Here is a 19,058-nt window from a genome sequence, read left to right as displayed (position 1 = left end):
ATGTGCAATTGCTGCGGCATCTTCAATTCTTGCTTTCCCCCGGTTTCTGAGCTTGCCGGAAAGCCATTGCGCTGATGCCGACCGTCCGTTTAAAGGCGCGGCCGAATGTGTTGGAGGAGCTGTAGCCGACGGACAGGGCGATTTCCCCCACCGCCAGACCGGTCTCCAGCAGCAGCCGTTTGGAATGCTCGATGCGGAGGGTTTCCAGGTAATCGAAAAAATTAATGCCGTGTTTTTCTTTAAACATTCTGGATAAGTGAGTTTCCGTCACATGAAAGCGCTCTGCCAGCATCGCAAGCGAAAGCTGCCCGTCCGAGTAATTCGCATTGACGTAAGCCAATATATCGCGGAACCACCTCTGCTGGTTCTCGGTATGCTGGCGATTTACATCCGCGCACATGGCTTCAAGATGGGACTTCAGCGTCAAAAAGTAGGCTTCGATGCTTTCGGCATGATCGGCAAGCCCGTATACGGCAGCCGCCTCGCTGAACACCGCCGGTTCGCCAAGCTCGGCCGAAATTTTGCAGCAGCTGGCCAGAACGTCAAATACAAACACTTTCAGAATGAAGACAGGCAGACCATGGTCCGTAAAATTATGCTGATACAGCTCCTCAAGCAGCGAACGGAGCGCTTCCACATTCCCGGTTCTCACCAGATTAATCATCCGAGTTTCCGTGCTCTCCGGATAGTAGTAGCTGCTCGGGTTCGGCAAAAGCTCTTTAAACCATACGATCCGGTTATCCGCACTGCGGATCAGCGCCTGCTGCGCCTCCAGGAACGACCGGGAGATATCCATTCTGCGCGCATACGGATTTCCGGCCGAGATGATCGCAGCGACGCCGCATTCCTGCTGCAGCCTGTATTGAAGCGTTTTCAACATATCGTTCGCTTGAGCGATGATATGCTCCGGCTCTCCAGAATCCAATTGCAGAAGCAGCGCAAGCTTATCTTCATCCACGTCATGAACGAAGACGCCGCCGCCTCCGATATCGTTCATAAGCTCTCTAACGAGCAGCTTTTTCTGATTTAGCCTCTCGATATCGGCCGCTTGGTAGATTGCGGTTCGGTTCGGGAATGTCGCCACAGCGACAAGGTATCTTTCTCCCGTCCATTCGATCCGCACATGCTCCCGAACGGCTTCCATATCGTCATCCGATTGGTATTGGCCGCGAAGCAGCCTTTCAAAAAACGCCGCTCGCAGAAAAGGGAGCTGCCGGTCGATTTTATCCTGCAGCTCCCGATGGCTGTCCATCAGCAGGGAAATTCCCTGATGAATCATGCCAAACGCTCCCCGCGCCGGAGAAACCGGCATAGCTACGCTGCCGGAGGATAAAATCTGAATAATCGGACCTAACCGGACGGCTGTTCCGGTAGGCCATATAGACGCCGGTCAATCCGCCCAGCAATAAGAACAGCACAAAAATCGTGACCGTCGTTTCCTTAATATAAGTGATTTTCTTCAAAACGACGGCGGAAGGCTGAGCTGCAACATACTTCCATCCGTTATAGGCGGAGGTCGCATAGGTTACGGTCATTTCGCTGCTTCCGATCGTCGTGCTCATGACACCGCTGCCTTCCGGCAGCACCAGCTGCTGATCGGGCAGCTTCGCATTCGGGCCGGCAACGCTCGTCAGTCTGTTCCCGTCTTTGTCGGCGATATAAGCCCAGCCGCCATCCGTCTCAAAGCCGTTGAACAGCTTCGTAATTTCGCCGCTCGGGATAAGCACCATCACCGTTCCGTTCGAGTGATTGGCGTAACCGAACGACCTCATATACGTCAGCAGCGAAGTCGCCGTATCCTTCAGCATCACCTGCTGCTGCGGGAGCATGTCCCGGTAGTGATAGGTCTGGATCATGGACTCTATATACCCTTTAGGCTTGTCCGAATATTGCACGTCCTTGGCAAAGTCGGCTATTCTGGAGGTATATTCATTGTTCAGCACGAGGCCGTTGCGCTTGAACAGAATATAGTATCCGCTGACCAGCTCATTCGGGCTGTAATATTCCTGCAGGCGGCTCCGCGCTTCGATGGTATGATATAAGTTTGCCGTACTGAACGGATCTTCGATTTGCTGGAGCCTGGCGATCTTTGAATCCTCGGTAATCCTGCGGATAAAGGCATCGATCGCCTCCCATCGTTTATCGAGCACGTTCATTCCCTGCTCCAGCAGCAGGCGGTTTGATGTCTTCACTTCATCTCCCAGCACAGCGGAGGTTCGTGTATAGATCAAGGCACCGACGACAAGCGACATAATCAGGACAATCAGCAGCGGCAGCACGAAGCGGATCATCAACAAAGACTCCGTTCGCAGACGCAGTTCTTTGATCATCATCCGCACCTCCTGACATGGTACAAATCCGCCATCCCCGGATAGCAGCTTTCCTCTTTCTTCCCTACATTATTTACCTGCACCTCTCATCCCCCGTCTCCTTGTTTTGCTGGATTTTTAATGTAAATTCCAGCAGAAACGTACACCTTTTAATACTACCTATATTTACAATTTTTGTACATTCAAATCAGCCCACACAAAGGCGCATTCACCTAAACGAGAGAAGCTTTCTATTTGCATATTTTTCAATTCCAAGTAAATACTACCTCAAGGAGGTATGCCATGTCTCATTATCTGGAGCTCGTACGCCAACAGTCCGAGTTACATCGCGATCTAAAGATCGAACCGATGCAAGTCGGATCGGAAAACGTTTGGATGGTCGGTTATGAATCGCTAGTGAACTGGCAGGAGACGATCCTTCATATTCATAACTCCTGTCTTGATCCTGCCGCATCATATAGTGAGATCTGCACGCGCTTGGCGGGTAAGGAATGGCGCCCCAGGGAGATGGATGAGCTGCTGCAAGGGCGAGTCGTCTTGATCGATGCCCGCAGTGAACGCGCATTCAGCTTTCAAGGCGAGCCGGCCAATCTCACTCGGGCTATGGATAAGCCGGAAAACGAATCGATGCCGTTTGCTCCGGCAATCGCTTTTATAGAGCCTTTATCTACGAACATCGGACTTCTTCGCAGAGCGGTCAATTCGCCGTCGTTAATGGCTGAACGGTTTCAGTTCACAGGAGTTGGGAGCAGAGAAGCGTCGCTGCTCTATCTTTCAGAGCGTGTGGATGAAGAGCTTCTTCGTCAAGTAAAAAGCGCTTTGCGCAAAGCCTCCGGTAAAGATTTACGCAACGGACAAGACCTTATCCAAATGTTCGGCTGCAATCGGCTGGGACTGCTGGCTCCTTACTATAAAACGGAAATTCCCGTCCAAGCCATCGCCGCGATGATGAATGGAAGAGTGCTTCTGCTGCTGGACGGCGAGCCTGTGGCCTATGTGCTTCCCCTGATTTTCAGCGATTTTATTGCCTTGGAATGGGATAGACAACTCCCCTTACTCATTATGCTGGTCTTGCGTTTTTTACGGCTGCTAAGCTTAGTGATTGCCCTTCTGACGCCCGGTCTTTATGTAGCGCTGGTTTCCGTGAATCCCGAAACCCTGCGAATCGAGCTGGCCCTCTCTATTGCAACGAGCAGGATCGGTATCCCGCTGCCTACTTTTTTGGAGATGCTGCTGCTGCTCATCATCAGTGAAATCATCATTGAAGCGACACAGCGACTGCCCAAAAGCATTGCGGCTGCCAATACGCTCATCGGCGGCATCATTCTCGGACAAGCGATCGTGGATGCGAAGCTGGTAAGCAGTCTTGTCATCATCGTGCTGGCCGCTTCCATAACGGCCAACTTTGCTTTTCCGAACTATTTAAATACATTGGTCATTCGAGTCTTAAGATCCGGCATCGTAGTAATGTCAGGTATGTTCGGTATGTTTGGCATGTTCTCCGCGTTTATAGCCATTTGCTTCTATGCCTGCAGCATTCAGCGATTCGGTATTCCGTTTATGAGCTTTCTGGCCTCCAGGAAGCTGGGGCAGTGAACTTTATCAGGAAAGAAGGAGCGCAGTTGAACTCTCAATGGATTTCAAATTTGACCGTTCCTTTATTTTTTTCGGAACCCACTGCAGCATTATGTTTCTGCTGTATCCCAGGGCGCTGCTGCAAACAACGAAATATGGTCATTGGGAGCCTGCTGTTATCAATATGCTGATTGAGCTGGTTCTTGTGGTCGTCTTGCTAAGAGGCCTCAACAAAGCAGGAAATCAGGATTTCGCAGATCTCCTTCTGCCTCTCGGCAAATGGATCGGTACTATCCTGCTGCTTCCGCTTATCGTCTATATTATTATCATTACGATCATGGGGCTTCGGGGCTTTGCCGAGCTCATGATTATTGTTTTCGTCATTCGCTCTCCGTTATATGCGATATTGGCTTTGCTTTGTTTGATTACGCTGCTCGGTTCCTCTATTAGCCCCGAAGGGATTATGAGGGTCAGCACTTTAATGTCGCTCCTGTATTTGCCGTGCCTGTTGTTCGCAATCCTAGCATGTTTGGATAACTCCAAGCTGGTCAACATCTTCCCGCTTGTGAATCCAAGCTTTGACTTTTTACAGAATGGAAAGCTGTTTACTTCTTTATTTTCCATCTGCCCATTCCTTCTTCTCGGCATGCTGCCTCCCGTTTGCAAAGTGCGGATGAAGCCAGTTTTGCTTACCATGCTGCCTTTAGCCGTGCTGTATGTGTTTATCGTTTACATTCCAATTCTTGTGTACGGGGTGAACGCGGCTGCAATCATGAACTTCCCTCTCGTGACAAGCATTGATTCCGTCAACATTACCTGGTCCATCTTTAACCGGATTTCACTGTTTTATGGCGTTGCCCTGCTCGCCTTCGTCCTGATCATCTCCTCCTTTACACTGTGGTCATCCGCTCGGCTGCTTCACAAAATAGCGCCGGTATGGAAGGAGTCCTATATCAGGTCCTGCCTTTGCTTGATCGTATATGGAGCAGCCTTAATGATTCCTAAGTGGGATTGGTACGTCGGGTTTTACAAAGCCGATACGATGTTCCGCCTATTTGTCTTCCTGATCATTCCGCTTGCCGTCTATGCCCGGGGAGGATTCATTGAGAGACATGCAAGGAAACAGGTTGTCAAAAATGATGCATAAGCTCCGCATAGCTGCTCTGCTCCTCACCTGTGCTGCGGTTTTAACCGGCTGCTGGGATATCAAGGACGTTAACCATCGCGTACTGCCTATCGTTATGGGCATTTCCTACGGGAAAACCAATAAATACAGAATCCATATTCAGATCCCTTACCCTATGCAGCAGGGGCTGACTTCCAAAGTGTATTTCAAGGAAGCCGACACCATCAGCAAAGCGCTCACTGAAATCGATACGGATATCGAAGCGGGCATCGATTTTATGCATCTTCAGCTGGTCGTAATTGATCGTGCGGTAGCGGAAGATGGGATACAAGAAGCGGTCGCCTTCATCATGCGAAGCCAGCAAATGCCTTCGAAAGCGCTTCTGGCCATTACCTCGGAGGAAATAGGCGAATTTCTTACCCATACAGGCCGGGTCATTCAAACCGACGGAGGCTCGTTAATCAATTTTTTCAACAAAAATGCAGGCTGGAGCCCGGAAATCAATCTGGCCTACCTTTGGAAAATGTTCGGCGTCATCCACTCCGACACCGAGGATGTCACCATCCCGATTCTGCGTTCAGGAAAATCAACGATGCTGGAGTTTATGGGCTCTGCAGTCATGGCCAAAAGCAAAATGAAGGGTTCCATTAAAAGAGAGCAATCGTTATTGATTAATTTATACGAGGAGTTGTTTCAAGGCTCCGTCGTTCAAGTAACCAACCGGGCGAGCGTCGCCATCGTTCAATGCGATAACCGCGTAAAGGGCGTTTGGCGGGGTCAGCATCCCGTACTTCAAATGCATATGCAGCTTTCCTTGCATCTCATTGAGAATAACGGAGACCTTAACGAGCAGCAAATCGAAGAGGCATTCGCCAAAGATATCAAGAAACGATACGAGGAGCTGTTTAAGCAGCTGAAGGCATTCGGGTCCGATGCTTTGGGCACCGGGCAATATTTCAGAAACAAGCTGCCCTTCGATCAGCTTCCGAATTGGCGCGATAAGTATTATCCATCACTGGAAACCGAGCTGTCCGTGAATTGCATCATTATTAACACCGGGGATATCACGGTCAATTAATCTGCTCAGAATATGATTTGGAGTGGAGGAAAATACTAAATAAAAAATAAGGAGTCATTTCATGGAAACGATAAAACCAATGAAAGTCAGTTCAGCCAAATCAAGTATCAATGAACATCTAACTTCAGCGGAAATGGGCAAGCTGTGGGCGACTTATGTGGGAAACAGCATGTCCAAATGCATATTAAGCTATTACCTGCAACACGTCGAGGATGTAACTATTAAAGCTTTATTAGAGGGCGCGTTAAAGTTAAGCGAGCGAATTCTGAAAATGACCGAGGATATTTTAAATAAAGAAGGCTTTCCGATCCCCAAAGGTTTTTCACTGGAAGAGGACGTTAACCTGGGCGCTCCTCGTTTATTTGAAGACGTCTACTATGTTCATTACTTGAAATATGTAGGAAAAGCAGGCATGAGTATTTATAACGTAGCGGTTCCGCTTGTTTACAGGCGGGATGTCAAAGAACTGTTTACATACTGTATGGAATCTACCATGGCTTTGATAGGACAAATCAACGATATTCTAATGGATAAAGGACTTATCATTAAACCGCCGATGATTCCAATTCCGGACAAGGTTGAATTCATTCATCAAGATTTTTTTAATGCTATTCTAGGGCATGTACGGCCTTTACACGCATTGGAAATCGCCCATTTATATGACAATATCGAAAACAACGTAACAAGCAAAGCGTTGATCATGGCATTTAGCCAAGTAGTAAAATCGGAAAAAATTCAGAAACTGTTCTTACGCGGCAAAGACTTGTCCCACAAACACGTAGAACATTATATGGCAAAGCTGCACGATGAAGATTTACCTTCGCCATCGCTGCTTGACCATTTGGTTACCACTTCCACCATTTCTCCGTTTTCGGATAAATTAATGTTATTTCATAAAGTGGATATGTTCTCAATGAAAATCAGAGCATTTGGGAACTCTGCAGCTGTGAACGGAAGACACGATATGGGACTTCTTTATGCAAAAGCATTAACGGAAGTTGCCGTATTTGTTGAGGATGCAGCGAAAGTAATGATTGAAAACGGTTGGATGGAACAGCCGCCTTATGCAGTTAATCGGGATAAAGTGGCATCTAAAAATTAATTAGGGGTCAGAACCGGTAACAACCGTAGAGGGAAATATGACAATCACCTGCGAAAGATCTCATTCAGATGTCTTCCGCAGGTGACGGCTGATTCGTTCTATTTCTCACGCCAGGCAAACGGAGCAGCCTAATGGGCCTACTCGTTCTTCTTCAGCCGCTCCACTTCCTTGTCAATCGCTTCGGATGCTTTGCGGATAGCAGTGTTGACATCCATGCCGTTAGCAAGATCCACATTCGCTTGGGTCACGTATTTACTTACATCCCCCTCATATTCGTGAATGTAATGATCCTGGAGCGGCTCGCCGACAAAAATATTTTGAATTTTTTTCCCCTTCAGCACGCCGACATCCGCTCCATACTCTTTCTCCAAATCTTTATTGATGATTGCAGGCACCCGCCCGTTGCGGGCAATATTGCGCTGCGATTCATCCGACAGCAGAAAGCTCATAACCTGGAACGCTTCATCCTTATACTTGCTCTGCTTAGTCAGTATGAGGGAATGCACCTGCGCTTCTCTTGTTTTGCCCAATTGATCCTCGAAGTTGGGAACGGGAGCGATATCCCAGTTCGATTCAATCCCCTGCTGCCGCAGCTCCTCCAGCGGCCCAACCATATTGGCAAGCCATGCCGGACGCATCGCCATCGTACGATCCTTCATAAACACATCGCGCCCCCACAAATATTTCGTTTTATCTTTGGGCAGGAAATCGGGAATTTCGAAGCTTTCTTTCGTTGCATTGAAGACGCGAAGCCAGCCGGGGCTTGTCAAAAATGATTTCCCGGTCTGCGGATCCAAGATGGGCAGTGCCAGGCTCTTGGAAAATCCGGTCAGGCCCTCCACGTCCAGCCCGATATAATTGACTCCATTCTCGACCCGGGTCAGCTTACGCGCCAATTCAAACGTTTGCTCCCAGGTCATTTGTTCATCCGGAGGATAAGGCACACCGAATTTATCGAACACATCTTTGTTGTAGTAAAGGATGTGCTGATTGGAGTTATAAGGAATTGCATAGATTTCTCCGTTGTTGGAAGCCGCTTTGACATAGCCCATCAAATACGGCTTGATCCGGCTTTCGTCAAAATGGTATTTTTCGAACCATGGCCGCAAATCTTCAATCGCGCCGACCTTTTTCAATGGATTGTAGTTGCTGGCAAACACGATATCCGGGATGGTCCCCGACGAGAACAATTCCTGCAATGTCGTTGTAGCCGGCAGCTCGATGCGTTCGATTCGGATACTGGGAAATCTTTTTTGAACAGGCTGCTGAATTTGATTCTGAAACTCCGTATTGGTGAAGGTCGACCCGTTAGACATAAATTTTAAAGTAATGGTTTGGTTGGGATCGCCGCTAGACGAGGCATTTCCGCTGGAAGCGTTATTCTGATTGGAGCATGCCGCTAAAGGGATCGATAGGGTAAGCAGGACAGCTAATGCAGTTCTGGAAACTGTAATCAAGGATTTCCCCTCATTTCGTGAATGATGTACAGCAAGCGAATGCGCCGGATAATCAGCCTTTCGGCTCTCCTCTGCCTCCGGTAATAAAGCGGATTGCTGCAATGGTTGTCCAATACTCATATATGTACCCCCTCCTGTTCTTGCAAACAACAAAGGAGACAGCGCATTCTAAAGAATTCATCTTTAGAGGCATCTGTCTCCAGTTGTCTGGTCGATATTCAATTTCCAATTCCTTTAATACCCATAATTATACTCGGTATTATATAAATTACAACCTTTTGTTACAAAATGCAGCGAAATAACCCCACAAAGTGGGGCTTATGCTTCTAAGCGGACTCAGGTACTTTGCGGGGACCCTGAAAAGTGATAAATTCGGATAGGTTGAAGAAAATGCCCCTTTGCAGGGGCGGTTCTCTCCATTTTACATGCGTCGATTGGTTTTATGCGGAACGGCGTCTGCCGTCTCTTGATAAAAGGTCAGCAGCCGGTCCTTGAGCTTGCCCAGCTCGTCTGACAATGCCGGATCATCGATCCGATTGACCGTTTCGCCGGGATCGCTTTGCAGATCGTACAGCTCATCGGTTTCATACAACCGCCGCACATATTTATAATTTCGAGTCCGGCACATGACCGCCTTCGTATGCTCCGGCTGCAAATCCAGCAGTGCTTCAACCGTTGCCGGGAAGTCGATCAATTCCACGAGCGCGTCGCTGACACGCGGGACCACCGGAGTATCCTTGGGCGGCTTAATAATAAACGGCACGCGCGTCAGCGTATCCTCAAACGTATTCTGCGTCTTTTCTGAATATCCATCGTTACAGGAATGGCACAGAGGTCGAATGTCAATGGAAGGTCGCGCCCGAACTGCTGGATGCGCCCGTGCCGAAGCTGATCATTCAGCCGTTTATCGAGAACGTATTAAAGTACGGCTAGAGCCCGGTCCGGCGGGGGGACGACGGTGGAGTTTAGGCTCCCCTTTCCCGACTCGCTTCCTGGAAGCGATTGATCCAGTAAGCTCCTGCCGCCGTCGCCAGGTGGTGCCAAAGCATAAAAGAAAAAGCCCGCCGGAGCGGACTTTTCAGGCGTTTCATCATATGGAGGATGACAAGGACTGAGTATGCACGAGCAGCTTTACCGTGTGAATGGTATCCTCCATGTTAGGCGCAGGTGCCGTCTGCTTCCGCAGGCTGTCAATAAATTCATACAGCTGCTGCTCGAAGCCGTAATACGAATAATGGCTCAGATTGCCATGATTCAGATTCCACAGCAGCGTATCTCCCCCGTCCGCCAATTTTGCAAATTGGAAGCTTTCCCGATGGGGAGCCGGCCGGTTGTACTCGACATGCCGAATATTGTCCACAATCACATTCGTGCCGACCCCGGTAATCTCCACCCGCTCCATCGGATACTCGATCTGCTGCAATGAGCCCGATTGAATGACGCCGATGGCGCCGGACTCCGCGACGAATGAAATATTGTATCCGACCCGGTGCGCGTCGAGCTTGATGGTATCGACATGCAGCGATCCGATCTCGCCCAGCAAATATCTCGCTAAATCGAGATGATGGCTCACATGATTGAACAGGAACTGCTCCTCCGACGCGCTCTCCGAGCCCTGGAATTTGGACAGGAACATCGTAATTCTGCCAAACTCCTCCCTGTGGATGATTTCCTTCGCCATCATGTAAGCTGTAGTAAATCGTTTGTTAAACCGCGACACCACATATTTCCCCATACACCGCTGCAGCTCCAGAAGACGCTCTGCCTGCGCTATCGTAAAGCACGCCGGTCTTTCCATAAACACATGCACATTGGCGAGCAGGCACGCCTCGGCAATGCCGAAATGGGCGTATACGTCATCCGTAAAGCAAATAACGGCATCCAGCTGCTCCCGCTCCAGCATTTCCCGGTAGTCCGCATACGCCTTGGGAACCCGGTACCGGTCGTAAACCGTTTCAGCTCCGCTTCGTCTGTATGGCTGACCGCAGCCAAGCTGAACGGAACCCGTTTCAGGCAGTCGTACACAAAGTGGTACATCAGGCTGCCGCAGCCAATGATGGCTATTCTTAACAAAGAATCCATACGAGTTCCTCTCATTCGTCGGTTGACGGTAATTTCAGATATTGGATGCCTGAAGCCAGCTGCTTATCAGCCTGCTACGGCAGTGAAATCATCTTGATACATACCGGCATCGGCACCTTAATGCTGTGTCCGGCCGGCCGCAGCAAGCCGGTTTGACGATCCAGCGCCAATGCGACGACATCGTCCGAATCCTGGTGCGCCGCATACAGGTAGCGGCCCGTCGGATCGATAATAAAGCTTCGCGGCGCTCTGCCCAGCGTCGGCTCGTGACCTGCAAGCCGGAGTCTGCCCGTATCGGGATCAACCGCATAAATGACGATGCTGTTGTGCCCGCGGTTTGAGCCGTAGACATAGGTCCCGTCCGGGTGGACATGAACGTCGGCGCAGAAGCTCGGACCGGTAAAGCCTTCCGGCAGCGTGGAATGCGTTTCCTTGGGCAGCAGCAGGCCTTGTGCCGGATCATAGTCATAGCTCATCAGCGTATTGCCCAGCTCGTTGATCACGTAAACCCAGCGTCCATTGGGATGAAAGGCGGCATGACGCGGACCCGAGCCTGCGGCAACCGCAACCGACGGCACGGCTGCCGGGAGCAGCTTCCCGCGCTCCGCGTCCAGCCGGTAAACCCGCAGCTGATCGGCCCCGTATTCGGCGGCAACCGCGTAGCGGCCGGCCGGATCGAGTGTAACCGAGTGAACGCGAGGTCCCTGCTGGCGCGTCGGATGGATGCTGGAGCCGGAATGCCGGATGAAATCCGTCATCGCTCCCAGACGGCCGTCCGCCCGGACCGGCAGAACGCACACGCTGCCGTCGCCGAAATTACCGGCAAGCACGAACTTGCCCGTTCCGTCCACAACTAGATGAACAGGCTTGGAGCCCCCGGAGGGCTGACGGTTCAGAGGCGTCAGCCCCCCGGTACGGGAATCGATGGCGAACGCGCTGATCTGGCCCTCGCCTTCAATCGTATTGGCCGCATACAGATATTTTTTCGAAGGGTGCACCGCCAAGTAAGTTGGGTTGATTCCCGCTGCCGCCGTGCTCGAATAGTCCAATTCGCCGGTAGACGGATTCATCCGGTAAACATAGATGCCTTCGCTGCCGCTGTTGTCCGTTTGCGTTCCGATATAAGCAATTATGGCTCCCTGTTCATTCATAGCTATTCTCCCTGTTTACCTGTATTGGCTTACTTGGAACCGGCAAGGCCCAGCCCTTCCTCCAGCGGCTCGGAGACACTGTCCGCCAGCTGAGCGGTCAACCCGCCGTCCACGACGAGAGCATGGCCGGTGACGAAGGAGGCATCGTCCGAAGCCAGGAACAGTGCGGCCAGACCGGCCTCGCGCATCGTTCCCGGACGGCCCAGCAGGTAGACCGCCTTTTGCCGGCGAACCTCTTCGGGGTATTTTTCCAGGAAATCGATCTTCCCCTCCGTCACAATACGGCCGGGGCAAATCGAGTTGACCCTTATGCCGTGCTTCCCGTAATCGACCGCCATCTGGCGGGTCAAATTAATGATCGCCGCCTTGGCGGCGTCATAGGAGGAGTGCCTTCTTCCCCCAAGCAGCCCGTGGACCGAAGCCGTATTAATGATCGAGCCGCCACCCGCTTTGATCATACCGGGCAGCGCATATTTGCTGCCCAGAAACACAGCTTTAACCGAGGAAGCGAATACCCGGTCCCAATCCGCCTCCTCTTGCTCCAGAACGGAATCGGTGTGCCCTCGATAAGCGTTATTCATCAAAATATCCAATTTCCCATATTTGTCGTAAGCATAGTCAATCAGCCGCTTCAATTCATCGCTGTTGAATACGTCCGCCTGAACATAGACGGCTGAACCGCCGTTCGCATTGATGGCATCGGCAGCCTGCTGTCCCAAGCCCTCGCGTCCGCCATCGTCATTAATAACGACATGAGCTCCTTCCTCGGCGAATACTTCGGCGCTTGCTTTTCCGATCCCGGATGACGAACCTGTTATAACGGCTACCTTGCCCTGCAGTCTTGTTCCCATATGGATAAGCCTCCTTGGTTTTTAAAATGATATGCTCGAATGGAGCCGCACTCACTTTGCCCCTGTCTTTTCTTTGTACAGCTCATTAAGCTCTTTTAAGTGCCTCTGATACGAAGGGTCGTCCTTAAAGCTCTGGACAAACTTGTCAAAGTCCTCAAAGCTGTTTTTGCCTATAATGACATTCGTCATCATGTCGTTGATCTTTTTGTTCCAATCTGCGCTTTTTTCCAATGCCGTCGGCGTAACAAGCCCCAGCGCGGGGTTCGGCACGGACACCGTTGAAATCGTGTCAACGAGCTTGTGGTTGTATTCCTTCGTTTCCGGCGTCATCCCCGGCAGATCCGCTTTAACGTATTTGTCGTAATAGCTGGATACCCATTGTGCAGAGGTGTCGAAGGCGTAGCCTTTCTTTTTGCCCTCCTCCGTTTGGGTGATATCCCCTGCTTCGTTCTCGTTGTAATCGACGCCCTTAATGCCGTAAGCGACCAGATTGTACGTTTCTCTCGTGGCTGTATAGTTGTAAACCTCAAGAATTTTTTTGAGCTTTTGCTCGCTGACCTTCTTGTTGATCATGAAAATACCGAACGACCCCGGTGCCGCTTCCATATAAACCTTGCCGTCAGGCGCCGCCGGGAACAAATACGGCTTGATTACCGCGTTCGGATTGACCTTCTTCAAGTCATCGGTATACAAGTGGCCGTCATACACATTGGTAAAGCCCATGCCGACTTTGCCCTGAGTCATGAAATCGCGGGTTTGGCTCGTTTGCAGCAGCGGAAGATCCGGCACCATGATGCCCGCCTTGTTCACTTTGTTCCAAAAAGCCAGCGCATCCTTGATTTTGGGATTAAAGAAGCTGGGCTGTACCTGTCCATTGTCATCCACATAATGCTGCAGCCCCGCGCCAAACATCGATAAGAAATAATTGGACAGCGTAGGCGTGCCCTGGCCGACAAATCCGTACGTATCGTTCTTGCCGTTCCCGTCAGGATCGTTCTTGGTAAAGGCTTCCATAAGTGCGTAAAACTCATCCATTGTCGTCGGCGCCTTCAAGCCCAGCTTATCAAGCCAATCCTGCCGGATCAGCAGCGACTGGTGCCCGTCAATCGGGCGAACGCGCGGGATGCCCATCGTTTTTCCTTTAAAGGCTACATTCTTATAAATTTGCTCGGGATAAGCCGCCAGGTTGGGGTAATCCTTAATGTACGGCGTTAAGTCCCAGAAGGCACCCTGGTTCGTCGCGTTGGCGAACGTCTGCGTATTGATGTCCCACACCAGGCTGACATCGGGAAGATCGCCCGAAGCCAGCATCACGTTCAATTTGTCCTGATAATTGTTCGCCGGAACGTAGGTCACATTGATTTTGACATGAAATTTCTCGTTGATCTGCTTCAAGCTGTCCAGATCGTTGCCAGGAGCTGAGTTATAGGTGGTAGTCAGAATGTTGATCTCTGTGGGCTCCTGGCTCCCCGCCGAACCGCCTGCCGAATCGGAAGCTCCCTCCGGAGAACTGCAGCCCGCCATGAGCACAAGGACCGCTGCGGTCCCAAGGCTCGTTCTTTTTAACCATTTGTTCATGTTCACGACCTCCTCGTCAAATATGGAAACGCCTTTTTCAAAAGGGATCTGTCCCGATAAGCCTCACTCCCTTCAGGAAATATACGTTAACCTTTCACGGAGCCGACCATCATGCCTTTGGCAAAATATTTCTGTAGGAACGGATACACAATGAGGATCGGCAGGGAAGCCACGACGACCGCCGACATTTTAATCGTCTCCGGCGGCAGCATCTGATCGCTCTGCAGCATTTGCGCGACAGACGGGTCGCCTACCTGGGTCGACGCCTGAATCAGCAGCACCTGCAGCACGACCTGCATAGGGCGAAGCGTATCTTTGTTAATATAGAGCACCGCATTGAAATACGTATTCCAATAAGCGACGGCGAAAAACAAGCCGAAGGCGACAAGCGCCGTGACGGAAACCGGCAGCATAATCCGGAAAAATACGCCGACGTCCGTACATCCGTCCATTTTGGCCGATTCTTCCAGCTCCTCGGGAATTTCCTGGTAAAAGCTTTTCATCAGAATGACGTACCACGCGCTGCTCAGTACGGGAAGAATAAGCGACCATATCGTGTTAATCAAGCCCAGCTCCTTGACCAGCAAATAGTTCGGAATCATGCCCGGATTGAACAGCATCGTGAACAAAATGCCGATCATGAACACCCGCTTCAGCCTGAACTTTTTGCGGGATAAGGCGTAGGCGAGGCCGCTGGTCAATATGAGACTGCAGGCCGTGCCGACAATCGCCAGAAGAGCGCTTACGCTAAGCGAGTTGACAAACGTCCGGGTCGACAAAATGAATTCATATGAGGCCAAGCTCCAATGCTTGGGAATGATGACGATGGGACTGGTCTGGTACTCAATAGGATCGGTAAACGAAACGAGAATCACATAAAGAAACGGCAGCAAGGTCGATAACGCAACCAGCCCAAGAAACGCAAAGTTAACAATATCAAACAGACGCGAGCCCCAATGCAGCTTCATTAGTACACCCCCTCCTCTCCCAGCTTCTTGGCCGCGCGGTCGGCCAGCAGCACGAGAACCAATCCCACCACCGACTTGAAGATGCCGACTGCGGTCGCAAAGCTGAACCGGCCGTTCTGAATCCCCACCCGGTATGCATAAGTGTCGAAGACATCCGCAACCTCCGTTACCGCCGAGCTGGACATCAAGTAAATATGCTCAAAGCCGATATCCAGCACCTGGCCCAGACGAAGAATCAGCAAAATAATGACGGTTCCTTTAATACCGGGGATCGTCACATACAGCATCTGCTTCCAGCGGTTCGCGCCGTCGATCTTCGCCGCCTCGTACAGCTCGGGGTTAATACCGGCCAGCGCAGCCAGAAATATAATCGTTCCCCAGCCGGTTTCTTTCCAGATCGTCTGTGCGGTCAGCATGCCCCAGAACGTTTCGGGATTCGTTAGGAAGTTGATAGCCTGCCTTCCCGATTCAACGGCCAGCTTATTAATAATTCCGCTGCCGCTCAAGGTCAGAAAGCAGATGCCCACAATAACGACCCAGGATAAAAAATGCGGCAAATAAATCGACGTTTGCACCCATTTTTTGAAGGCTGCATTCTTGATCTCATTCAGCAGCAGCGCAATAATAATCGGCATCGGAAAAAATAACGTGATATTTAGAAGACTGATCGCCAATGTATTGCGAAACAGCAGCCAAAAATCCGGGTTCGCAAAAAAGCTTTCGAAGTGCTTCAATCCGACCCACTCGCTTTTGAATAAACCGAGATAAGGAGAATACTCGGTGAATGCAAGCGACAGCCCCCATAAAGGGATGTACTTGAAAATAAGGAAGTACAGCAGTCCCGGCAGCGCGAGGACGTATAAATATTTTTCCTGCTTCCAAGTCGCCTTCCAGCTCTTCAGCCAGTGTATAAAGCGGTTTCTTGTCTGCTGCGTCGGCAAGGAAGACTTGACCTGATTGACGGGTGCTGAAGTACCTGATTGATCTGGCAATGCGCTCATCCTTTCTATACAAATTGGAATGACACCTTTCTATACTGCTGCTGCATGCCGGCAATCTGTATTCTAGGGAAGGCTCCGGTAATTCTCAATAAGCCAATTGTGCATGCTCATTCTGTGACTTCACGGGCTCTGGTCACAAAACGAGTATTCGCGTGGTTCAAGCAAAAACCCCCTTTACAGCGAGGCCGCTGAAAAATTCATTGCTCCGAGTACGGAACATTCTTCCGATCGTTGTGTCCCTAGATTTCTCTGATTATATTCCGCTTGTAGCGGTTGAAATCCAGGGACAAAGGCGAACGCTTATGCTTCTACAGAACGTTTCCGTACCCTCCGTAAGTTTTTCAGTGACCTCTTTACAGCGGGGGCTTGCTTTCTCTCAAGCTGTAAAGAGGGCCGTTCTGCCTGCTGCTCCTCTACCCGCGTCCTTCACGGAATTGTCCCGGCGTGATCCCTTCCAGCTTTTTAAATACACGGATAAAGTTTTGCGTATGCAGGTAGCCCACCTTTTCTGAAATGTCCGCCACTGGAATATCGGATGCAAGCAGCAGCTCTTTCGCCTTCTCCATCCGCACCTGTGTTAAGTAGTCGCTGAAGGCAATCTGCTTGAATTTTTTGAACAGCTTGCTGAGATGGGTACGGCTGATGCCAAAATTACGCGCGCACTGATCCTGGGAAATGTCCTCTTGGTAATGATCGTGAATATAGGCGGTCACCTTGTCGATAATCTGCTCGTGCTCTACCAGCGTTTTATTGCTGACGAACCCCACGATAGGCGTAATCAGACTCTGTACAAACCAGCGGTTTAAATCATCCATGTTCTGAAACCTGCGCAAGTATTCATAAGGCTCTTCTCCTTTAAATAAGGAGTCCGGTTCAATGCCAAGCAGGTACATGGTGCGTATCGTCGTACCGAGCAGCTGCGTATAGGACATTTGAATGATTTTGGCAACCTGGGTCGCACCGATGACATATTTCGAAAACTCGTGCAGCATCCGTTCCGATTCCTGAAGATCCCCCTGCTTCAAAGACTCCTCGTAATGCCGTTCCAGCTCGATCGGGTAGCGGAAGCTTCCATTGGACCTCAGGAAATCGTTGTCCGGTGCTATGACCTGTTCTCCTCCGACGACGAGACGCGAAGTAAGCGCTGCCACTGCTTGCCGGTAGGCCTGCGGCAGATCGCCGATTTCGCTCGCTGCTGCTCCGAGCCCCGCTGTGACCGGCAGCCGCAAATAATCGCTTAATAGATTTCGGAGCTCTTCAACGAATGCTTTCACGGAAGCTTCCCAAAGCTCCATCGTTTCATCATCGGCTTTGTTTCCCGCTTGTGCATCATGCCAGAGCAGCACAGCTACCTGATCGTTCAAGCAATTGACCGCCATCCCAAGAAAATCCCGGTCATCCGAATGCACCATATCCGTGACGATATTTTTCATTGCAAAAACAACGAGGTCCCGGTCTTGGTCAAAAAACTTCCCTTCCTCAGGACCGCTTCTGTCATAGGTCATTAGAAAGACTGCGAATCGGGTTTGGTAAGGCAGCCCGTAACGCACGAACAAATGCTCCAGCTCCTGCCGGGAATAATGCAGATAATGTCCCTGCAGCATCTGCATAACGAACGCTTCGCGAATTATGGGCAGTTGAGCGGATAGCTGATGCTGCAGCTGTTTCGTTTGATGCTTTAAAGCAAGCCAGCTTTGCTTCATATAATCGATTTCGTCTTCTCCCGTTTCATTGCCGAAGGACGCCTCCCGTTTTAAATAGTTCATAAGGTTGGCTACGGGCCGGTAAATCCACTGCGTCCCCAGAAAGGTGAGAACAAGGGCGAACAGCAGCACAACAATGAGCACCATGGCTGTGATGACACCGATTCCCGCCGATTTGGCATTTAATTGCTGGATCGGTATCAAGTCGATATACTGCCAGCCGGTATAGGGAGAGGTCAGTGTCGTGACCAAATAATCGCGGTTGCTCCAATGGTAATTGAGCTTGTGCTCGGACCGGTTTTTTTGGCGAATCGTTTCGAGCAGATCGGAAGGAAGAGTAAAGGCGGAGGAAGCGGCTACGGCTTCTCCTTCTTGGTCTACGATCACCGTCATCTGTCCCGGATAAACGGTCGAACGCTGAAGCGAATCCTGGAATAGCTTCTGATCGATCCGAACCAGCATCAGGCCGATCGGATTGGGCGCTTGAAGAGGCAGCTTGCAGATGAAGGTCACCCCTTTCGCTTCATCGTTCTCCCGAATGTGAAATACGGTATTGCTCCATTGAAGCTCCTTCGGAGAAACCATGGCATCGTTCAGCCTGTTGCGGTCGTAAACCGGGGCCGTCTTAAATAAGCCGTAAGAGGAAGAAAGCAGATAATTGTCTTTGATATACATGGATATATCCATAATTAGCTTATGATTATACTGAAAAGTTGAAAAAAACTGTGAAACCTGCAGGTTAAATTCAAATTCATTTTCCTTAAGTCCCCGCTGTAAGGCTTCATTGGCAAAGAGAGGATGAAATAGCATCTGCAGCGTGCTGTCTTGAATATTTTGCAGGTCGCGGTCAATATTGGCCGAAGTATTCTCCAGCAGTTGAACATGGGCGCGGTTAATTTCATTCTGCAGTGTCGAAGTGGAGAGATGATAGCTGCTGATGCCTACAAGTAAAGTCGGCAGGATAGAAGCAGCCAAGGTCAGCAGAATCATGCGGTGAAGCAGCGCTGTCCGGCTGCCGAATACTCGTCTCCCGGTGAGTTTGAATCCCATGTACCT

At 50.4% G+C, this 19,058-nt stretch carries 15 protein-coding genes; 4 read left to right on the top strand and 11 right to left on the bottom strand.

Going from position 1 to position 19,058, the window contains the following annotated elements; translation table 11 throughout:
• Window positions 1-22: 22 nt before the first annotated feature.
• Both ACHHV8_RS13215 and ACHHV8_RS13210 read right to left on the bottom strand, forming a co-directional pair.
• A complete protein-coding gene (locus tag ACHHV8_RS13215) occupies window positions 23-1,279 on the bottom strand; it encodes a helix-turn-helix domain-containing protein (protein ID WP_395158670.1) in 1,257 nt (418 codons plus the stop codon).
• Window positions 1,224-2,333 (bottom strand): hypothetical protein, encoded by a 1,110-nt coding sequence (locus tag ACHHV8_RS13210; protein ID WP_395158669.1) that lies wholly within the window; start codon window positions 2,331-2,333, stop codon window positions 1,224-1,226. The genes ACHHV8_RS13215 and ACHHV8_RS13210 overlap by 56 nt, the downstream gene beginning before the upstream one ends.
• A 279-nt stretch (window positions 2,334-2,612) precedes the next feature.
• Here ACHHV8_RS13210 and ACHHV8_RS13205 point away from each other — a divergent pair, with 279 nt between their 5' ends.
• The 4 genes from ACHHV8_RS13205 to ACHHV8_RS13190 all read left to right on the top strand — a co-directional run bounded on the left by ACHHV8_RS13205 (window position 2,613) and on the right by ACHHV8_RS13190 (window position 7,211).
• Complete coding sequence (locus ACHHV8_RS13205; RefSeq protein WP_395158668.1) at window positions 2,613-3,926, top strand: spore germination protein; 1,314 nt, start codon at window positions 2,613-2,615, stop codon at window positions 3,924-3,926.
• 37 nt (window positions 3,927-3,963) lie between these two features.
• Window positions 3,964-5,052, top strand: coding sequence for a GerAB/ArcD/ProY family transporter (locus ACHHV8_RS13200; RefSeq protein ID WP_395158667.1), 1,089 nt, complete (start codon window positions 3,964-3,966; stop codon window positions 5,050-5,052).
• Window positions 5,042-6,109, top strand: a complete 1,068-nt coding sequence (locus tag ACHHV8_RS13195) for a Ger(x)C family spore germination protein (protein ID WP_395158666.1) — start codon at window positions 5,042-5,044, stop codon at window positions 6,107-6,109. Before ACHHV8_RS13200 ends, ACHHV8_RS13195 begins: the two co-directional genes overlap by 11 nt.
• 61 nt (window positions 6,110-6,170) lie before the next feature.
• The gene (locus ACHHV8_RS13190) at window positions 6,171-7,211 is read left to right on the top strand and encodes a DUF3231 family protein (protein WP_395158665.1); all 1,041 of its coding nucleotides are present in this window, start codon (window positions 6,171-6,173) and stop codon (window positions 7,209-7,211) included.
• 137 nt (window positions 7,212-7,348) lie between these two features.
• Here ACHHV8_RS13190 and ACHHV8_RS13185 read toward each other — a convergent pair whose 3' ends face one another.
• The 9 genes from ACHHV8_RS13185 to ACHHV8_RS13145 form a co-directional block, all read right to left on the bottom strand.
• Window positions 7,349-8,788 carry an ABC transporter substrate-binding protein gene (locus ACHHV8_RS13185; protein ID WP_395158664.1) on the bottom strand — a complete coding sequence of 480 codons (1,440 nt, stop codon included), beginning with the start codon at window positions 8,786-8,788 and terminating at the stop codon, window positions 7,349-7,351.
• Window positions 8,789-9,089: 301 nt separating this feature from the next.
• Window positions 9,090-9,431 (bottom strand): alkaline phosphatase family protein, encoded by a 342-nt coding sequence (locus ACHHV8_RS13180; RefSeq protein WP_395158663.1) that lies wholly within the window; start codon window positions 9,429-9,431, stop codon window positions 9,090-9,092.
• Between the two features lie 327 nt (window positions 9,432-9,758).
• Window positions 9,759-10,685: a Gfo/Idh/MocA family protein gene (locus ACHHV8_RS13175; protein ID WP_395163494.1), complete on the bottom strand. Its 927-nt coding sequence runs from the start codon at window positions 10,683-10,685 to the stop codon at window positions 9,759-9,761.
• Window positions 10,686-10,824: 139 nt separating this feature from the next.
• Complete coding sequence (locus ACHHV8_RS13170) at window positions 10,825-11,901, bottom strand: lactonase family protein (protein ID WP_395158662.1); 1,077 nt, start codon at window positions 11,899-11,901, stop codon at window positions 10,825-10,827.
• Window positions 11,902-11,930: 29 nt separating this feature from the next.
• The gene (locus ACHHV8_RS13165) at window positions 11,931-12,752 is read right to left on the bottom strand and encodes an SDR family NAD(P)-dependent oxidoreductase (protein ID WP_395158661.1); all 822 of its coding nucleotides are present in this window, start codon (window positions 12,750-12,752) and stop codon (window positions 11,931-11,933) included.
• Window positions 12,753-12,803: 51 nt separating this feature from the next.
• A complete protein-coding gene (locus ACHHV8_RS13160; protein WP_395158660.1) occupies window positions 12,804-14,330 on the bottom strand; it encodes an extracellular solute-binding protein in 1,527 nt (508 codons plus the stop codon).
• 86 nt (window positions 14,331-14,416) lie between these two features.
• On the bottom strand, window positions 14,417-15,298 hold the full coding sequence (locus tag ACHHV8_RS13155; protein ID WP_395158659.1) for a carbohydrate ABC transporter permease: 882 nt from the start codon (window positions 15,296-15,298) through the stop codon (window positions 14,417-14,419).
• Window positions 15,298-16,299, bottom strand: a complete 1,002-nt coding sequence (locus ACHHV8_RS13150) for an ABC transporter permease (RefSeq protein ID WP_395158658.1) — start codon at window positions 16,297-16,299, stop codon at window positions 15,298-15,300. The genes ACHHV8_RS13155 and ACHHV8_RS13150 overlap by 1 nt, the downstream gene beginning before the upstream one ends.
• 413 nt (window positions 16,300-16,712) lie before the next feature.
• Complete coding sequence (locus ACHHV8_RS13145) at window positions 16,713-19,052, bottom strand: helix-turn-helix domain-containing protein (RefSeq protein WP_395158657.1); 2,340 nt, start codon at window positions 19,050-19,052, stop codon at window positions 16,713-16,715.
• Window positions 19,053-19,058 lie beyond the last annotated feature (6 nt).

It is taken from the genome of Paenibacillus sp. TAB_01, from assembly GCF_043945595.1.
Taxonomy (GTDB): domain Bacteria; phylum Bacillota; class Bacilli; order Paenibacillales; family NBRC-103111; genus Paenibacillus_S.
Note: the sequence above shows the minus strand (reverse complement) of the source record. Positions and strands in the feature narration are given on the sequence as shown.

Coding starts and splice junctions, on each gene's coding strand:
- ACHHV8_RS13215 (WP_395158670.1), bottom strand. CDS start 1,279: ATGATTCATCAGGGAATTTCCCTGCTGATGGACAGCCATCGGGAGCTG.
- ACHHV8_RS13210 (WP_395158669.1), bottom strand. CDS start 2,333: ATGATGATCAAAGAACTGCGTCTGCGAACGGAGTCTTTGTTGATGATC.
- ACHHV8_RS13205 (WP_395158668.1), top strand. CDS start 2,613: ATGTCTCATTATCTGGAGCTCGTACGCCAACAGTCCGAGTTACATCGC.
- ACHHV8_RS13200 (WP_395158667.1), top strand. CDS start 3,964: ATGGATTTCAAATTTGACCGTTCCTTTATTTTTTTCGGAACCCACTGC.
- ACHHV8_RS13195 (WP_395158666.1), top strand. CDS start 5,042: ATGATGCATAAGCTCCGCATAGCTGCTCTGCTCCTCACCTGTGCTGCG.
- ACHHV8_RS13190 (WP_395158665.1), top strand. CDS start 6,171: ATGGAAACGATAAAACCAATGAAAGTCAGTTCAGCCAAATCAAGTATC.
- ACHHV8_RS13185 (WP_395158664.1), bottom strand. CDS start 8,788: ATGAGTATTGGACAACCATTGCAGCAATCCGCTTTATTACCGGAGGCA.
- ACHHV8_RS13170 (WP_395158662.1), bottom strand. CDS start 11,901: ATGAATGAACAGGGAGCCATAATTGCTTATATCGGAACGCAAACGGAC.
- ACHHV8_RS13165 (WP_395158661.1), bottom strand. CDS start 12,752: ATGGGAACAAGACTGCAGGGCAAGGTAGCCGTTATAACAGGTTCGTCA.
- ACHHV8_RS13160 (WP_395158660.1), bottom strand. CDS start 14,330: ATGAACAAATGGTTAAAAAGAACGAGCCTTGGGACCGCAGCGGTCCTT.
- ACHHV8_RS13155 (WP_395158659.1), bottom strand. CDS start 15,298: ATGAAGCTGCATTGGGGCTCGCGTCTGTTTGATATTGTTAACTTTGCG.
- ACHHV8_RS13150 (WP_395158658.1), bottom strand. CDS start 16,299: ATGAGCGCATTGCCAGATCAATCAGGTACTTCAGCACCCGTCAATCAG.
- ACHHV8_RS13145 (WP_395158657.1), bottom strand. CDS start 19,052: ATGGGATTCAAACTCACCGGGAGACGAGTATTCGGCAGCCGGACAGCG.